This window comes from Kosakonia sp. SMBL-WEM22 (assembly GCF_014490785.1).
Lineage (GTDB): Bacteria > Pseudomonadota > Gammaproteobacteria > Enterobacterales > Enterobacteriaceae > Kosakonia.
The window spans coordinates 4,106,645-4,124,842 of the sequence record NZ_CP051488.1 but is presented as its reverse complement, the minus strand read 5'-3'; the positions used below and the strand labels follow the sequence as shown (position 1 = coordinate 4,124,842).

The window sequence follows — 18,198 nt, the reverse complement described above, 5'->3', positions numbered from 1 at the left end:
CGGCGCGCTTTTTCCATTGGCGCTACTTATCCCGCGGCGCCGTCACAATAGTGAACGGCCTGAAGTGGCGCGGTGTGATAAGGGAAAGAGGTAATCGCTTGTGCACGCCGCTGTCGACCTCAGCGAGGGACGTGATGCGGATGCTTAACGTATCATCGCAATAGTGCTCCCCTTCAGCATAAGTGGTCTGATAGCGCGTTGCCTCCGAGGTGCCAAAGGGGGCAACGGTTAAGTGATCCACGCTTACAACTTCCTGGCGTGCGTTAACCAGCTCAATACCGATATCAAGCTCACCTACCGGTTCCGTACCGCTATCGAGCGTAAAAGTTGCGCTGCACATCCCTTGATTAGCCCATACCGTATCAGAGTGCCAAATCTCAATGGCCAACGCAGGTTTAAGCATGACAAAAGGCAGTAAACACGGCCACAAATAACGACGAGAGATCATCTGTTTTGCCCACTGTTAATCGGCATAGCCGTAAGTATCGTCATCGCCGGTGTCGCTCTCTTTCACAAGGTTTTCACCGCGATAATTCGTATTCAAAAAGCCGCCGTTGGTACACTCCCGCTTCATGATGCGTTTTTTGCCTTGGTAAACTTTCAGGCCGGTGAACTCCCACCCTCTGCCCATACCGCTATAGACCACATAACTAAAGTTGCCGTTGATAAAGCGATAGTAGAGCGCACCGCCGCCGGCAAAAGCCATCTCACCGACGCGAACCTGAGTTTTATCACCTTCGATGCGCGGCAGCGTCATCTCAACCTGCTCAATAGAGCCGTAGTAGTAAGTCGGAACATTATTGTTAAGGCGAATAACAACGCCCTTATCATTTGTTAAATCACAGTTGAATACCAAATCCGGGTCGGGGATTTCCGCCTGCGCATGCGTTGCCACGGACATTGCTGCGAGCAATATCATTATCATAGAGATGTGTTTCATTATGGGTTCCTGAAAGTGCGAACCCGCCGACGCAGCGCCGGCGGGCGAGACTTATTGCGTGGCTAAAGTTTGCTGAAGCTCCGACAGCTGGCCCTGCAATTTCTGCAGCTCCATCTGTTTTTCCATCTCAGAAGCGGAAGGGCGGTTTTGCGCCTCCTTCATCTTCTTCTCAAGGGCGGCGATCTGTTTTTGCACATCGGCCCGGCCTGCATTTTTCTGCTTTAGCTGCGCAATCAGGTTATTCATCGAACGTTGCAGCGCCTGCTGTGATTTACGCTTGCTGGCGACGCTGGCATTGCTCTGCTTCTTCTCCTGCTCAATCGCCGCATATACCGCGTTGAACTCTTTGTTCAACTGCTGCTCATGTTGCAGGGTCTGCTGCTTCTGCTCAACGCGCTTATCCCAGGTGCCGGAGTAGTTACAGTTAAACTTGGTAATAATACTGACGTCGCCAGTGGTCGGGTCACAATCACGCGCATTCGTCGCGCAGCCTGCCAGTAACAGCGCGCTTAACATCATTAAAATCTTCTTATGCATAGCGTGATCCTCAGCTAACTTTCAGTGCGGTACGTTGGGTATAGAGGCTGTCGAGTTCACCCTGCAACGAGCCAATTTGATCGCGCATCTGCGCAATTTCAGCGTCGAGTTTCTTGGTATCACCGCCGGTTCTATGCATATCAGAGGAGATATCCTGCCACTGCTGCTGATGTTTCTTCATATCGGTCAGCGTGTTACGCAGATAAGCAATGTTGGCATCAACGCCTTTAACCTGCTGTTGCAGCGCATCTTTCTTCACTTTTCTTGCGGCAATATCCTTCTCAAGCTTCGCCAGTGTCAGCTTGTCGCTGGCGATAACGGATTTCGCCACGTTGGTCGCATTCTGAATACGGGTATTTTCCGCCTGGATATCGCGAATGGAGGCATTCAGCTGCTCCTCCTGCGAGGCATATTTTTTACGCTGGTTATCAAGATAGGCGTTAGCACCAACCCCGACGCCACAGCCAGCTACCGCGGCGGCAATCATGCACACCGCTTTATTGCTTGAGTTACTTGCCGCACACGCCAGCGCACCGAGCAGCGCGCCGCCAGCACAGGCCATCACACCCGATTTATTAAAAAACTCGACGTCCTGATTATTGGCTAAACGGGGATCGACACCGCCACTGCCGCCCAGACCGCCCGAGCTCTGACAACCCGCCAGCACCACAATCAACCCAGCGACTACCGCTGTACGTAAGCGTTTAAAAGCAACCATCACCACACTCTCCTGAATGTCCTTAATTATTTTTTTTACAAGCGTTCAGCCACGCATCGCGCGCCACTTTGCCATCTTTCCAGTAGCCCTGAAGGTTGCCCCAGTAGGTATTCAGGTAACCGTTTAGATTGGTTTTACCGCGCGCCGCCATCTGCTGCTGCACGACGGTCATCTGCGGATCGATCAGGCTCTTGTTATAGGTCGTACCCATATCCACCAGCGTATCGGCGTAATAGCTGGTGATAAACTCCAGCGCTTTTTTATGCTGATCGAGCTGCTCTTGACGTCGTGAACAGTTGGCGTCCAGCTGACTACCCGCGGCACACGTTTTGCTATAAAGCTGGTTAAGGCGATCGAAAAACTCGCCGTCATCTTTCATCTTGGTGCACAAAAACGCGCCCAGTTGTAAAGAGGTACGGATCGCCTGATCGCGCTGCTCATCTCGCAGCTGGCTATTCGCACGCAGTTCATTGCGCAGCGACTCCAGCTCCTTTTTCACCCCTTCATCCTGTACTTTGGCGGAGATGGCATTCAGGTTCTGTAATGAGTCCGCGCCTTCACCCGGTTTCTTCGCCGCTTTAGTCTCTGTACCCAGCGCCTGCCACTCTTTTTCAATCTCTTTAATGCGATCCCGTGAGGTGAGGGTGGTAGAGACCAGCACTAAGCGCATGCCGTTCGCTTTGCTGCTATTCTCGCCTTGCGCGCTGTAATAGGGCTCTTCGCCGCGCAGCGAACTGCGGATATCGGCCTGCGGCGTTAAGTAGCTGCCGCCGCGCACGATATAGCCGCCCGCTTTACCATGCAGGCGATCGAGTTTATTTAAGCGAAACGGTTCAAACATCATTTCGCCGGCGTTGCCAAGCATATCGTGCAGCCCCAGCGGGTTTGGTTTAAGCAGGCCAGTAAGCTGCAGTTTGTTATTCGCAGATTGCGCTCCCGCAAACCAGACATAGCCATTCAGGCCTTCCGGCATCGGGAAGTGGCGATCGCGAAACTCGGCCGAAGAGACAGATAGCCCGCCGCGCGCGGCAAACTCCCATTCGGTTTCCGTCGGCAGGCGTAAAAAGCCCGGCTGCTTATCATCCTGCGGCAGTGCGTCCGGCTTCTCTTTTCGCAGCCACAGGTTGTATTTATCGGCAATCGACATCGCCTCCATCCAGCCGATATTGACCTTCGGTAAGCGCCCCTTGATATCCGGTTTGGCGCAGTCGCCGGAGAGCGCACGATACTGCAAATCCGTCAGCTCATATTTGGCCATCAGGTAATAACGGCCTTTCTCCTTCTTCTCTTGCGGGAAGCTGCCAGCAATATGATCCGGACGCGACTGCTCGATATAGCCCCACTCATTGCCCTCTTCGCCAAGCGTAATGCTGTAATCGGCCAGCGGCTTATCCAGAGGAATAGCAACCTTACGAAATGCCATTGCGCCGTCGCAGGGCAGCGGCAGGATCACATCATCAGCAAGAGGTTTTGGGTTCCAGAACTTCTCATCCCACGTTGCGTTTGCCGCGCAGGAAAAGCCTAACCCGGCCGCAGCCAGCGTCAGTAGCAGATTAAATTTCACGTAAACTCTCCGCAGGTTCGATCTTTAACGCCCGCAGCGCGCCAATCGCGGCGACGCCCAGCGCCACGGCCAGCACGCTCAGGAAGGCGGCGGCAAAGTGGCCAGGATCAAGGTGACAAACAAAAGCGCTTTCCGGGAGATTAGCGCCCAGAAGGTGGTTAAACAGCGCGCTGCCCGCGCCATAAATCAACAGGCCAGCGATAAAGGCCACACCCGTCAGGCAGAGCGCCTGAATCATGATGAACAGCGTCACCGCCTGGCGGCGAAAACCGAGCAGGCGCAGCACCGCCATATCTTTGCGTTTACGATCTATATTGGCGATAAACGCGCCGATAAGCGACGCAATGCATCCGGAGGCCGATATCCAGGCGATCACCGCGAATATCACCCCCAATACGCGATCAATGGCGCGCACGGCTTCAATCTGTGCCGCCTGGGTTATCGCTTCGATATGCTGCGACTCAAGCCATTGTGCCAATGGCGCAACATCATCCAGTGTGGCGGCATAGAGCCGCGCACGCGCAAAGTTATGCCGCTCGCGCGCGTTTTCACCGTCGGTAACGCCGAGCAGCGGTACCTGGAAACCGTCGCGATAATCTTCCAGCGCTACCAGCAAAGGCAGGTCGACAAAGAGCGCCGGGCGGGCAAAGCGCGCCTCGTCGAGAATGGCACCGACGCTGACGGAGAGCGATGTGCGCTGGTTCTGCCCGTCGCGTTTTCGGCTGACAAATAGCCGGAACGTGTCGCCTGCTTTCACGTCGAGCTTACGGGCGGCGCTGTTGCTCAGCACCACCGTGTTCTCATGCGGTAGCACACCGCTCTCGCGCAGCAGCGGATCGCCTTTCGCGGATGGGATCACCTCCGCCCCTGCGGCAAAATGTTGCCCATCGCGTACCAGATCTGCCTGGGTATTTAGCGATCGTGTAAGCGGTATCGAGAAGCCGACCTCCGGCCGTGCAGCCAGCGCCTGCAGCCAGGCAAGATCGTAGTTGCCATTGCCAGTCATACGCACTTCCCGCGTACGTGGATCGTCGAGCAGATCGTGGCGCAGTTGGCTAACGATCCCATTCTTTAAGCCAAACAGGAGCAGTAGCGGGGCGATCACCGCGATCAGCGAGAAGACAATACAGAGCGCCACTTTTCGATCGTGAATCAGATCGCGCAGCGCCATATTCAGCAGTAGCCCCATTCCGGGGCGCGTTTCAGGCAGGCTGGAAGACACTTTGCCCCTCCTGCATCACGGCACGATAACAGCGTAGATTGCACTCGCTAACCCGCTGCCAGTCATGGCTGACGATCACGGCTGCCATCTCCATTGCCCGCACCATCTCAATCATCAGCGCAAACAGGCGGCTGGCGTTATCGGGATCGAGCGCAGCGGTTGGCTCATCCGCCAGCAGCAGGCGCGGCTGGTGAGCAATAGCGCGCACAAACGCCACGCGCTGACGCTCGCCAATCGACAGGCGGGAGGGCAACTGATGCAGCAGCGGCGCAATGCCGAGTCGATCAATAGCGGTCTCAAGCCACGGCGATTGCGCGGTTTGTCCTACCAGCCGGCGGGTAAGGGTGATGTTCTCCTGCACCGTCAGCCACGGCAGCAGGCCCCCATGTTGCAGCACAAAGCCGAGATCCCGCGCGCGGATACCCGACAGCGCGGTTTCATCATCAGCGAGCAGCGCTGGAGTCAAATCCTGCTCGCCGAGGCGATACTCCGAAAGCTGTTCCGGGCGCAGGATTGCCCCCATCATCTCCAGCAGGGTGCTCTTCCCGCAGCCGCTGGGGCCGGTAAGCGCAACCACTTCACCGGGGGAGAGCGTCAGCTCAGGCAGAGAGACACGGTAGCCTTGCTCACCGCCGCGGCGGATCGCCATTTCGCGTATGCGTAGCATTACGGCAGGTTTTCCAGCGGCACGGGGTAGACGTTATCACGTGGATCGCTGTCCGGAGCCAGCGAGATCCAGCGGTCAACATCCTGGTTATAGCGCTGGTAGTAGTTCAGTTTGGTGTTGAGACGGCGAATAAATCGCTCCTGCTCAAGACCATCCCAGCTCTTCCAGGTCTCTTCATCAAGGCTTAGCACTTCACTCAGGTAGGGCAGCCCTTCGATGTATTCACCCAGCAGCCCCATTTCACCCAGACGCGTGGCGTTTTTGCTTTTCGCCTGATTCGGATCGTTGCCCATCGTCGCAGCCAGCGAACGCAGGCTGGCGAACATATCATCCGGCGAGATCAGCCCTTCGTTGGCGGCATTGACGATCTTCTTCATCACATCGCTGAGATCGCTCAATTCGCTTTTGGTCAGCAGTACACGCACTTCCGTGGCGGGGATATTCTGGTTCACCAAATCGCGGTCACTGATCCAGGATTTAAATACCGGCGGTGCCTGAGTCCCCTGTTTTTCGCCGAGATAGGCAAGACGCATCGCTTTGCTCAGCTTATCCGCATCACTCAGCAGCGGGTCAGCTTTCTTCCCGGCATACTCTTCGCTGGCACCCAGCGCACTGCCCGCCGTCTCTTCGCCGCTCCAGGCGGTTTTAATCTGACCGGTGATGGCGTTCGCCAGACTGTCGACCATCGTGCCGAAGTTGTTTACATCACCGGAGTCGATCGGGTAGTAGAGCGGTTTATGCAGGAACGGGTTGAGGGTCAGATCCTGATACTGCGCCTCGGCGGCAGCATGGTTTTTCTTACCGCTCGGGGTCTTAAGATGCAGGGTATAGAGCGCCACACCACGATAGGCCGCTTCCTGGCGAACCTGCGCGGCATCAAGATGCGTGGAGGAGAGGTTATCCCCGCCTTCCAGCGCGCCGGCGTCGGTAATCAGGATCACGTAACGCGCACCAAACTGCGTCCAGTCAACCTTATCAAGCGCTGTCATCACGCCGCCGTAAGCATCCTCTTCCACTTTGCTGCTGGAGACGGTCGCTTGCTTCAGATCGTGCACTTTAGCGAGGAAATCCTTGCCATCTTTCACCGTGTTGGGGTCGACATACATCTTGCTGTCATACTCCAGACCCGGCACGGCTTTGACATTAGAGCGGAAGGCCACCAGACCAAATTTTACCTGATCCTGGAGATGCTCTTTTTCAATGCGCTGATAGATCTTATCGATCGCCTCTTTAGTGCGGTCAATATAGGGGCCCATCGAAATGGTGGAGTCGATAACAAACACTACCGACGCTGAAAAGCCCTTCATCATGTTCTTCTCGTCGGCCGCTTTTGCCGCTTTCTCCGGCGCTTTTTCGCTGACCGAGGCGACATTAAGCACCCGCACCTGGAAACCGCTGTCGGTAAAGACATCGTCAGAGCCTAACACTGGCAGCAGGTAGAAGTTCTTCTGCTGATCGACCATGTAATCCGGCTCTTTTGCCAGCACTTGCGGCACGGGTTTATTGCTCTTCAGATTGGCCAGTAACGGATCGAGAGCCGCAGCCGGTTTTGGGTTGTTCAGCAGCGATTCAACGTCGCTCTTATCGCGGAAAAAGAGCATCGGGTGACGCCCCGCCGGGTTGGTAAAGGCCAGCGTGAGCTGCATCTTCCAGTCGACGGTACAGGCGGCTTTAAGCCAGCCGGAAACATGACCGAAGCTATCCGGCCCGACCTGCAACCACTCATCCTGGCCCTGCTTGCTGCGCTGATAAACGTAGAAGCGACTAAACGCTGGCTGCTCTTTCCCTGCCTCGCCCGCTTTCGGTGCCAGCTGGCAGCCCGGATAGGTGAGAACGCGCTGATAGAGGCTCTGTTTCCCCTCCTGCAGCAGTGGTTTTTGATCGGCGGCATGCGCACCCATGGTGGCGGCTGTTAAGCACAGGAATCCGCCCAGCCAGACTCTCGTTTTCATCCATTAATCCTATTTTTTCAGCTCGGCAAGACGGGCTTTCGCCCCGCTGTTTTGTGAGTCCTGGTTGACCACAATCTCATACCAGTAGATGGCGGTTTGCGCATCCGGGCTAAAGCAGCCGCCGCTCTGTGCGGTTTTCGGGTCATACTCTTCGGCATAACGCATTGCCATCTGGGTATCGCCAGACTGCGCTTTATAGGCGTACAAGCGTTGCGCGACATCACACTGCTTCGCCGCTTTTGCTTTCGCGATCACTTCCAGCAGCTGCGCGCTGCTTGGCTGGCTACGCAGGCAGCCTTTGACAAATGCCAGTTCATTACCTTTAGTCATCAGATCGTCACCGCACGGACCGCTGACTTTCGCCGCGGCCGCAGGGGCTGCCGCAGGCGGCGGTGCCTCTTCGGCGGGAGCCTTGGGGCTGCGCATAAACCACCATGCCGCAGCGGCGGCTGCGATCAGCAGCAGAAGCACCACCAGCGCAATAATCAGCCCTTTACCACGCTTCGCTTTCGGTGGTTCCTCGACCGCCTGCGGCGCAGGCGGCTCAGACACCGCCGGGGCGGGTTCCGCCACCGGTTCCGGCGTTGGCTCTACAGCAGGCTGCGCTGGCGGAATATCATTCAGAGTGCGGGTATTGACCGGCAGCGGGTTCTCGCCGCCCGCCTGAGAGCTGAGCAACCCTTCGCTGATCATCAGGATCCCCATATCGCGCGAGGCATCATCTTTAATGGCGATACGATAAGCCGCCTGGCGGTTAGCCAGCAGTGGATCAACCAGCGATGGGCCAACCTGCACGGCGGGTACGCCCTCATCAAGCGTAAGCGTCGGCAGCGCCAGAAAGACTTCCGCGCTACTCCAGCCGCCATCATTATCGAGATAGAGCGAATCCTGGTTGCGCAGCACCGAGATCATCACGCCATCCATGCCCCCTTTCCACGCTTTCAGCAACAGTTGCGCATAGCCCGGCACTACGGGCTGAAGGGCTTTAAGTTCCGGTTTGATCACCTGCTATTACTCCTGTGAAGTCTGAATCTGACGGATAATGGCGCCCAGTTTTTCGTTCTGCGCCACGCTGATTTCCCGTCCGGCCGAGTGGCCCGCGTTCTCGGTAATCAGCGACTCCAGCCCCACCAGCCAGTCGATAATGAACATGGCGCTGTAGTTCAGTTGTTGCGGCGTTAAGCGCGCCAAACGTTCATCGTCTTTCCACACCAGGCTGTCGCACTGGGAGGGACGGGTAAAAATGTGCTGATCCGCCACATTCAACCGTGTCGGACGTTTCGCGGCGGGCACCTCGAGATAACCGAGCCAGGTAACAAAATCGCCCATCACATGCAGGATGCGCGACACCTGACGATCGACCATCTGCTCCAGCAGCACGCCGGCCTGCTCGGTATTGCTCATCGCCGCAACGAGCTTCTCTTCGATGCGCAGACGGAGCAGGGCGGTGATCAGTTCATCGGCCAGCGCGTCGATAATCGGGCGCGGTAAATTGATATAGTTGAGCATTGCCGGGCTCTCCGACAAGCTGCGCAGATGGTTGATCCAGTGCTGCACACTCTGTTGCGCGAAGGCGATTTCGTGGCTATATGTCGTTGCCGCAGGAGCTTCTGCCCCAAAGGCGGCGTCGACACCGATATCGAAAATATCCAGCTCTTCAGGTGCCTCTTCCTCTACCGGCAATGTGGTTTGCTGCAGATAGAGTGCCTGCAGATCGCGACGCGTCGGCACCAGGCGCAGCAACAGCTCACCGTGCATACCGCTGCGTTTTTTCAGCACTTCCAGAATGTCGCGGGCAATCTGCGACTTTTTCGCCGCATCCTCTTCGCCATCTGGCTGATACCAGTTGCCTAAACCGCCCTCGATCAGCTCATCGCGGATCTCCTGCAACTGCTCGGCGATGCGTTCGAGCTTCACTTCCGGACGCGCAACGGTTGAGAGGTAATCAGCCATGCGGCGCATGCCGCCGTCGTTTAGCTTGAGCATCGCGTCCCAGGCCTCATCCGGCGAAGCGATATAGCGATTGACCGCCTCATCTTCGAGGAAGGTTTTGCGCATCAGCTGTAATTGCGGAAGGTTCTCTTCGCTGAACGCCGCCTCGTTGCCGTCGCTAATACGAATAAACGGTGTCTGTTGGCGCGGCTTACGTACGAGGAAGGTGTTGTTAAACGCCTGTCCGCGCTGCCACTCCTGCATCCATTTGTACTGACCGAAGCGCTCGGTCATCGCCATTTTGATCATCCCGCCCAGACCCCAGGACTGTCGCAGGATGGCCTCCTCTTGCGACAACCCCTGGCTGATGCGCAAATCGAACATAGTGAGCGCCCAAATCAGGCCCGGCAGACGGCGGCCGCGCGCCTCCGCATCCGCGCCCTGGGTGTAGCGGATCCACTCATCAAGTACGCCGCCCACCTCTTTCACGTCCGACTGTTTGGTCGAAGCCGTACAGACCACCAGGACGTTCATCTCCTGGTTTTCGGTATAGCGTTCGAAGAGATAAGCGACTTTGCCACGTAAGATCAGCTGCGCCAGCGGGTTGCTCTCCTCGCTGTTTACCGCGCGGCGAATGTCGTCCATCGACTCAACGCCGAGGCGTCCGCGATAGCCTGGGAAGTCGAGCAGATCGACGCTTTCAAACAGTGGCTCGCGGGTGGAGGCGACCAGCGGGATATGTAGCTCAACGGTTAACGCCGTCAATTCTGCCAGCGAGAGGGTGACGGGCGCTGCGGCCTGGCCTTCCACCACCGGACAAACCTCAATGCGGATATCGGTCTCTTTGTTCAGCCGCTCCAGCATGTCGACGTTCATAATGCTGTCGCGCTGCACCAACAGGCCATTCTCTTCGCTGACCAGCGTGCTTAATGGCGCCCACACTTCCTGTGCGCCACCCAGCCGATGCAGGGTTTGCGCAAAACGAATATAGGCTTCGGTCAGCTCGCCAACCTCTCCCCATAATATGGAGAAGAGCTGGCCGCGATCCTCCGGCGTCAGCCACGGTGCCAGCGCAATTGCCTGCGGCCAGTAGTGCAGCGCTAAGCGGCTCTGACTTTTTTCCGCATGACGGCTCAGATAATCCCATAGCGAGACGACATCATCTTCACTGATGCCCGCCACGCGGGTTGGCCGACGACGTTTGGCCAGCGAGTTCAACAGATCGCTGATGCGCCCTTCGTCATACTGCCAGTCGAATTTTTCCTGATTAAAATCATGGATAAAGGCATTGGCGAGAATTTTGCCCATCTCAATTTCGCTGAACAGCTGCAGCGTCACTGGCCAGCGCTCGTCGCCGCTAACCTCGCGGCGGCTAAAGCGCGTCACAAGGCCGGTCGCCTCTTTCCCGCCGCCCGGTGGGTTGATGTGGGTCAGAAAGTCGAGCTGCTTACCGCCGAGGCGGGTCTCAAGCTTGCCGTTTTCACCTGCCGCCAGCGCGGAAATCAGGTAGGATTTGCCCGCCTGCGACAGGCCAAAGAAGCCAATGGTCATGGGTTTTGCCGCTGCCAGCGCCAGACGGCGCGCCTTGTTACGGCTGCGGCGCAGGTTAATCGTCAGACGGTCGGCTTCGGTATTAAGACGCGGTGCATTCTGGCGCACCGCGTTAATCCACTCAATTGCTTCACCGGCACCGCGTTCAACGCCCTGCCAGCCCTGGATAATTTCCTTCGAATTGATGCTGTTCATTAGCTCTTAATGCTCCCGCTATCCAGCCAGTACTGGCTTTCGCCCATGCCATTGCCAACCATCGTATTTAACTGGAAGGTGACGTCTTTGCGGCTGTAGTTTCGTCTGGCGTTTTCCATCTCCAGCGACTCAATACGGAAACGCTCGGGGCTGACCGCCTCTTCGCCGTTTCGCGCGCGGCCCTGTTCCGCCATCAGCTCAATACGCATCACCGCATCGCCGGCCAGTTCGCTGGCAAGGTTCGGGTTGTTGATTTTCAGGGTATAGAGGGACGAGGCCGGCCAGCGCTCGTTATCCAGCTGGCGGAAACCGATACGCACTTCGCCGCGCGCTTCAAATGCCTGGCCCTGCGGAAGCTGGAAGTCTGCGGCATCCAGATCGACATCGCTGTAAAAGACGTTGCTGTCTTTGATGACGTTGTTGCCATCCAGCATGCCGAGATAACGGATCGTCGAGTAGGCGGTAAAGTTTGCCGCGCGGAAGTAGAAGTTATTAAGACGCGATTTCTCCGCCAGCAGGCAGAGCATCGCGCCGACCACCGCGGTGGATTTCGGATCGTCAATGCACCCTTTCTTGTTGAAGGGATACCAGCCGCCGGTTTCATAGCCGTGCAGCGGCAGAACCCGCGTCGGCGGTACCGGCTGAAGCTGACGAATCAGCGCCTGAATGCCCGGCAGGCGTGAAGGGCGGCCCGTTAACAGCAGCACATCACAATTGTAGTGCCAGAGCACTTCACACAGGGCACGCAGGCTATGGCAGATGTTCATCCGGCCGCTGCGCGGATCGATAAACTCATTGTGCAGACGGGCGAGATCGATCTCTAACGGCACGTCGAGCAGTGAGAAGGGCGCTTCGCTCGCCAACTGGCCGGTGCGCACTACGTCGTTAACGTAAGCCTGCACTTTGTCGGTAGGCGTATTACCGGTCAGCAGTTCGCGGAAGGTGTAGTTGAGGATTTCGCGGCCATTTTCCGGCTTGTACTCTTCATAGCGATGGAGGATCGCCAGCGCTAACGGCGAGAAAATTTGCAGCGTTAGCTGCTGGCGCAGCACCTGCTTGCCCGCTTCGATCGCTTCGCTGCCGAACAACTGTGACATCATCGACTCCGCTGCGATGTCGCTGTGGCCGACTTTCATCATCGCCGCTTTTACGGCTGGCTGTAGGTAGAGACGGATCACATCCAGCAGAATGTCGTCGCCTGCCACTTTGAAACCTTCACGGAAAAGCTGTTTCGGTGTAATGCGCACGTTAATGCCTTTACCGTCATCCAGCGTATAGCGGGTGATCACCAGATCGGTGGTGCCGCCGCCGATGTCGATAGAGGCGATCTTCAGGCTGCGCTGTTCTCCCTCTGCCAGCTGATTATCGGGGCGACGGGTAGCGGCGAAAAACTCATCGGTGCGGCCGCCGAAATTGGTCTGCGTTTCGTTATAGAGATAGACCAGCTGTCCGCAGGTCGCTTCATCCCATTTCACGTGAACGCCTGGGTGCGGTTGCTTCGCATTGCCGCTCTCTTCGCCGTCGTAATCCATCTCTTCCCACTCCAGCGACTTCCACACCAGGCGGATGGCATCATGCATGCACGCTTCAAAGATGGCGCGTTCTGGTTTCGGCATCGCCGGCGGCACGGTCAGGATCACGTTACGTAAACGACGCGGATGGCTGGCGTGACTCATCTTCAGGCGCTGCGCCGGGCTGTTGATCTGCATTAATGCCTGGCTCAGGACTTCTGAGAGCATCATGGTCATCAATGAACTGCGGCTGTATACCGGCGAGAAGACAGGCATCCGCTCATCTTCATTCAGGCGAATCAACAGCTTGCCATGATCGTTGAGCATATAAAGCAGCGGGGCGGCGGTCGCCAGCGGTTCACGATCCGATTTCACAAACGCCTGGCTGAATCGCCAGCCCGGAGAGTAGGGCTGATCGTCCCACAGATAGCGTTTCGGGCTGGAGAGACCGGTAGAGCCTTCGGTGCCTAAACGCTGCGCCGCCATGCGGAATGCCTCACCGCCGACGCGGCCGATGGTCGGCCAGGTAAAGGCGTCGCTGCGCCCGCTTTTTGATGAGAGGTCCTGCTTGCCGAACTCCGCCTGCGCGAACTCCAGTCGGCTCTCAAACGGCTCGTTATAGACAAACTGCGGCTGGCTCAGGTCGCGCAATTGCAGCTGATAAAGCTGGGAGAGGCCTTTGTTATCCGCCGCATGCTCCTCAATCAGCACACCGCAGCTGCGTGAGTTGCCAATATCCAGCACCAGGTCGACGGGGATCGCGGTATCACGAATTTTCACATCATTGAGCTGTACTTCTGGAATGGCGATGGTCTTTTTCAGCACGTCGAGCAAGTTAAGGAAGTGCGCCTGATGCTCTTTCAGCGCCAGTTTCTCTTCGGTGTCTTCATAGTGCTGACGCAGTACAGCGTCTGCCTGCCTGGTATAGATATCTTTTAGCCACTCCTCAACCCATGGAAGCGTCAGGAAGTCGCCCATCTGGTGCGGTAAGCAGGCCAGCGCAAAACCGGCCCCGGAACGGACATCGTCTTCGCCGGGTGCCAGATATTGCGTATGTTCGCGGTCGGGAAAGATTTTGGTATCGAAAATCAGCGTGGCGCGCCAGGTGTTACCTTTCTCATCCGGCTCCGGCAGTTGATGAAACTGCACGCGCGACCAGTTAGTCGGCCCGTGAGAAAAGCCGCCCGGCGGGTTAAAGCGAAAGAAGGGCAGCGGCAGCCAGATCCCCTTATACAGGTTCAGCGAATCTTCAATCGCCAGCGCATACTCCGGCTCGGCGTTGCGCGGTGTTTCGCCGTCTGGCGTCGGGATCTGAAACTTGTCGTCACGCTCGTTGTAAATAAGGCGCAGCACCGCACCTTCACCCTGCTGGCGCAGAAACTCGCCGTAGGCTTTACGCGCGGGCAGAGAGAAAGCGAAGTCGAGGAACTGAATCCCGCTGTCACGGATAAGTTTGACCTGTTTTTTAAAATCAGTGAGCTCAGCCAGCATTTAGTTACTTGCCTCCTGCTTCATCGAAAGGGGGAAAAGGGTATTGGCGCCGTAGCTGCCTTTGCAGTCGGCAACGCTTTTAGCGCCGGGCGCACAGACGATCTCCGGCATCTGGTAAACCGAGCCATCGGTGCACTGCGCTTCACCCTGGTTATTGATGGCCAGCTTGCCGGCCTGGATGGCGGCATTGACCGCACCGCGGCAGGAGACCCCATCGCCGCGCACCATCTGCACTTCACCTTTGCCATCTTTAATCTGGTAGTTGAGGCTTAACGGCTTGCCGGTACGCTGATCCTGAATGCCTGCGCCTGCGCGCCACTGACCGTTAAGGAAATCGGTGCGGCCCTGCGCCAGTGCTTCTGGCGGCAGGCTTAATGGGGTTTTCACTTCGACTGGCGCGGTGGTACCACCCGGCGTAGTGCCTGGCTCCGCCAGCGCCGGATCCTGCACCTGCGCTTCTGGCGTCACCGGCTCAACGGCAGGCTGGGCAGGATCGCTGCCTGCTTCAGGATCGCTGCCTGCTCCTGGCGCGACCGGCACGGCCGGATCGTTAAGGGCGGCGGCGTTTTCCGGGGTAGAGGTGGCGCTCTCTTCATCACTCAACGGGGCGATGCCCGTCGTGCTGCCATTTACCACTGGCGCAGTAACGCTCTCCGTGGTGCCGACGACATGTTCAGATGAGGTGGCGGGCAGGGTTGTGCCACTCTCTGTAACCGGAAGATGTACGTCGGGAAGCGATGGTTTCTCGACGCTAAAGCCAGGTATTGTTACGCCGGGTACACAGCCGCGCAGCAGCCATAGCAGCAGAAGACCTAATAGCAGCAGCGGTAACAGCCAGCATAACCACGCGGGTAGGATCCACCATCCGCGCCGCTTAGGTGGCGTCACAACCGGTTCGTTGACCGGCGGCGCGCTGTGCAGCGGCGCAGCGGGAGCAACAGGCTTCGGAGGACGTAAGCAGTCCAACGGATCGATCCGTGCCTGATGGCGGGCGTTGACGAATCCCCAGAAACTGATCACCGGCTTGCCGTTGACCAGCCAGACATGCTCGGGATCGGGAAATTGCAGGGTTTTTTCCAGCAGCTTACCGAACAGCTGCTGTTCCGGTTGATTGCTCTGGGCAAAATCGTGGCTAAGTTGGCGCAGAGTGGCCTGGGTGGTTTCCAGCTGCGCTAAAGCGCTTTGGCGTTCGCTCTCGGTGGCCGCTGACCAGGGAATAACGTCGCCGGAAAAAGGGGCATACCAGTCAACACGGTCGCCGTGTTCACTAATTTGCGGAATGGCGAGCACATCGGCAGCCGCGCTCTGTTTGCGCAGGCGGAGCGTTTCGCGCAGCTGCAGCGCAGAAATATGGACAGCCTGCCCGTTTTCGCCCATCGACTGATATTTATTGAGCTTGTCACTGCACAGAAACATCTCTTTCACGTTGGCAGGTCCTGTGTTTTCTAAAAAGTAAAAATGAGCATAATTAACCCTGAATACGCTGTTTCAGGCAGGATTAAATTGCTCATCTCAGCATGGGAAAATGCGAAAACGGTAAAGCGTTATCGGCGTTAAGCGCATTTTATTTAACACTAAGGAAAACTAATTCCGTCCTTCTGCCGTGCGGTAAAAATACCCGCGTAGCTAATAATTTCCCTGTGTGAATATTATTCGCAGCCCTCAGGAATATATTCTTGCATCGCCTTTTTCATGATCTGCTTAAATTCCTGGGTGTTATTAACGGCAAAAACTTTGCCGCCAGTGCTGCTGGCAATACAGTTTCCTGCGCCGGTGCTCATAATATCGACGACATTAACCTGCAGGCGCGGTTTACGCTTTTTCAGCTCACGGGCAACCTGGCAGGGATCGCCACCGCAGGTTTCATCTCCGTCGGAAATCAGCAAAATAATTGCATCGCGATTAACGCCATCTACCTTTTTACCCGCCAGCATTAAGGCTTCGGCAAGGGGCGTTTTACCCACAGGCTGGATACCCTCAATCCGCTTTTTCAGCGCCGTGCGTTGGGCAAACGGGAAGCTTGGCGACAGGGAGACCTGACGGCAGTTTTCCGCCGCCACCAGGCTGATATTCATGTCGCGCGGGATGCTGTCAATAATGCCTTTGGCCGCATTACGCGCCAGTGAGATACGGCGCGGTTCGCGTTCAATATTCTCGACATATTTTCCCTGGTTCCAGCTGATCAGCTCATCCCGAGTGGCATCCATGGTGATGGCCATCGAACCGGAGGCATCCATAATCACCACCATTTCAGGGGCTTGCTGCTGGGTTCGCTGTGCCGGGCAGACCGCTTTGCCTGGTTTTACCGGCGCTTGCGGTGCGGGCGGGGTTTCCGTTTTTATCGGCTCGGCGGACGTTGTGGGCGGTGCTTGCGTGACGGGCGCAGCGGGTTCGCGCAGCGGCGAACAGCGTGATAACAGCAATAAAATCAGGGCAATAAGCAGTGCTAAAAGTAGAAGCCACGGCCACCATCGACGCCCTGCGACAGCAGGTGCCACGGCGGCGGCAGCCGTGGCGGCAGCGGCAGCGCGCGGGGCACCCTCGGCAGGCGGGACGATCACCGGTTGGCCGTCAATTACCCACACCTGCTCAGGCGCAGGCGTCTGGCTGGCCGCCAGCAGTACGCGCATCATCGCTTCTGGCTCGCCCCCGCTTATCGCCAGCTTCTGATGCAGCGCGCGGACGTTGTCAAGACGCTGTTCCAGCACGGCGCGGGCGCGGCTCTGCTCGGTTTCACTCAGATCGAGTAAGCGGCGCGGCTGACCATTAATGTCGCTATACCACTCCACGGCACCGTCATCGGCGATAACCGGGCGGGCATATAAATTTTGGATAGAGGGGGGGAAATAGGTTTCGAGTAGCGTACGAAAAGGTGAAAATGACGCGGCATAATCGGTTAATTCAACTGAAGGTTTAACGATCCTTGTAATTCTTATCATTTATATCATTACGCTGTCAGTTATTTGAACGTGTCTATCCCATTTCACTGAAAGGTTAATGAGTATAATCTTAAATACAACCTACCAGAAATAAGGAGTAAACAATTGCGCAGGAAGAAACGTATGATATTTTGCCAATATTAGGCTTTTCTTATCCGGGTAAACCCATAAGCTGCCTTTGTTATGGGCTCAAATTATTTTTTGTACTTCCCGTAGCCAGTCTGGCAAATAGCGACGATACCAGCCCTGAAAATGCGGGAAATCCGCTTTCTGACGGTCGTGAAGTAATGTAATCACTTCACTGACAATCCACGCTTTTGCCAGGGCAATCTCTCGCGCGAGGTTATTTTCTGACCGCCGATTAAAACGGCAGTAGCGCATCGCGAGATATTGATACTCTTCAGGCGAGCCCATGCCCTTTATCAGCGGGGCTAAATCAATGACCGGATGACCAGTGCTGAACCGCTCCCAGTCAAACAGCACAAACTCGCCGTTCTCACGTTGCCCCCAGTTGCCGGCGTTGCTGTCGCCGGAAATCAGCCCCGCTTCGGCAAACAAACTGTCGCTGTCGCGCTGGCAGCGGCGCAGCACGTCAGCGGCTTCTCGCGGCAAGGCGAGCAGTTGCAGGCTCAGCTCCAGCTGCGCCTCGGGCCAACGGTGGGTGTGATAGTGCCACTTTTTATCCGGCGCAAAGCGGTGTAAGCGCGCCAGCATCGACAGGATGGCGTCACTTGCGACATTGTGCTGGCTAACAGGGTAGGGAATCGCTTCAAGGGTGAGGGCGCGCGCGCTGGGATCGGCTGCCAGCAAAGCGGGGGTAAGGATTTCCACGCCGTGTAGTTCAGGCGCAACCTGGTGGTAGAAGGCATATTCAACCTTGCTGACCGGCGCTTTCTCAATCACGGTTATTCCGGCGGCGTCCACCCGCTTCACCACTCGCGCGGCACCCATCTGTGCCAGATTCTCTGTTGTCATCGAT

14 protein-coding genes are annotated in these 18,198 nt (G+C 56.8%); all 14 read right to left on the bottom strand.

The features are described from left to right. Positions 1 to 22: 22 nt before the first annotated feature. Positions 23 to 340: an IrmA family protein gene (locus HF650_RS19800; protein WP_249118854.1), complete on the bottom strand. Its 318-nt coding sequence runs from the start codon at positions 338 to 340 to the stop codon at positions 23 to 25. 123 nt (positions 341 to 463) lie between these two features. Continuing rightward, the gene (locus HF650_RS19795) at positions 464 to 940 is read right to left on the bottom strand and encodes a hypothetical protein (protein ID WP_187800042.1); all 477 of its coding nucleotides are present in this window, start codon (positions 938 to 940) and stop codon (positions 464 to 466) included. A gap of 51 nt (positions 941 to 991) precedes the next feature. Then, a complete protein-coding gene (locus HF650_RS19790; protein ID WP_187800041.1) occupies positions 992 to 1,477 on the bottom strand; it encodes a hypothetical protein in 486 nt (161 codons plus the stop codon). Positions 1,478 to 1,487: 10 nt separating this feature from the next. After that, a complete protein-coding gene (locus HF650_RS19785) occupies positions 1,488 to 2,195 on the bottom strand; it encodes a hypothetical protein (RefSeq protein ID WP_187802773.1) in 708 nt (235 codons plus the stop codon). 22 nt (positions 2,196 to 2,217) lie between these two features. Next, positions 2,218 to 3,759, bottom strand: coding sequence for an SUMF1/EgtB/PvdO family nonheme iron enzyme (locus HF650_RS19780; RefSeq protein ID WP_187800040.1), 1,542 nt, complete (start codon positions 3,757 to 3,759; stop codon positions 2,218 to 2,220). Continuing rightward, entirely contained in the window at positions 3,749 to 4,981 is a 1,233-nt protein-coding gene (locus tag HF650_RS19775; RefSeq protein ID WP_223284217.1) for an FtsX-like permease family protein, read from the bottom strand. Before HF650_RS19775 ends, HF650_RS19780 begins: the two co-directional genes overlap by 11 nt. Next, the gene (locus HF650_RS19770; protein WP_223284216.1) at positions 4,962 to 5,648 is read right to left on the bottom strand and encodes an ATP-binding cassette domain-containing protein; all 687 of its coding nucleotides are present in this window, start codon (positions 5,646 to 5,648) and stop codon (positions 4,962 to 4,964) included. Before HF650_RS19770 ends, HF650_RS19775 begins: the two co-directional genes overlap by 20 nt. Continuing rightward, complete coding sequence (locus HF650_RS19765) at positions 5,648 to 7,549, bottom strand: vWA domain-containing protein (protein ID WP_346014259.1); 1,902 nt, start codon at positions 7,547 to 7,549, stop codon at positions 5,648 to 5,650. Before HF650_RS19765 ends, HF650_RS19770 begins: the two co-directional genes overlap by 1 nt. Positions 7,550 to 7,609: 60 nt before the next feature. Beyond that, the gene (locus HF650_RS19760; RefSeq protein ID WP_187800038.1) at positions 7,610 to 8,605 is read right to left on the bottom strand and encodes a hypothetical protein; all 996 of its coding nucleotides are present in this window, start codon (positions 8,603 to 8,605) and stop codon (positions 7,610 to 7,612) included. Between the two features lie 6 nt (positions 8,606 to 8,611). Next, positions 8,612 to 11,278, bottom strand: a complete 2,667-nt coding sequence (locus HF650_RS19755; protein WP_187800037.1) for a virulence factor SrfC family protein — start codon at positions 11,276 to 11,278, stop codon at positions 8,612 to 8,614. Further along, a complete protein-coding gene (locus HF650_RS19750; RefSeq protein WP_187800036.1) occupies positions 11,278 to 14,280 on the bottom strand; it encodes a virulence factor SrfB in 3,003 nt (1,000 codons plus the stop codon). Before HF650_RS19750 ends, HF650_RS19755 begins: the two co-directional genes overlap by 1 nt. Further along, the gene (locus HF650_RS19745; RefSeq protein ID WP_187802770.1) at positions 14,281 to 15,696 is read right to left on the bottom strand and encodes an SrfA family protein; all 1,416 of its coding nucleotides are present in this window, start codon (positions 15,694 to 15,696) and stop codon (positions 14,281 to 14,283) included. A gap of 233 nt (positions 15,697 to 15,929) precedes the next feature. Then, a complete protein-coding gene (locus HF650_RS19740; protein WP_187800035.1) occupies positions 15,930 to 17,219 on the bottom strand; it encodes a VWA domain-containing protein in 1,290 nt (429 codons plus the stop codon). A gap of 189 nt (positions 17,220 to 17,408) precedes the next feature. Then, positions 17,409 to 18,194 (bottom strand): phosphotransferase, encoded by a 786-nt coding sequence (locus HF650_RS19735; protein ID WP_187800034.1) that lies wholly within the window; start codon positions 18,192 to 18,194, stop codon positions 17,409 to 17,411. Between the last annotated feature and the right edge of the window lie 4 nt (positions 18,195 to 18,198).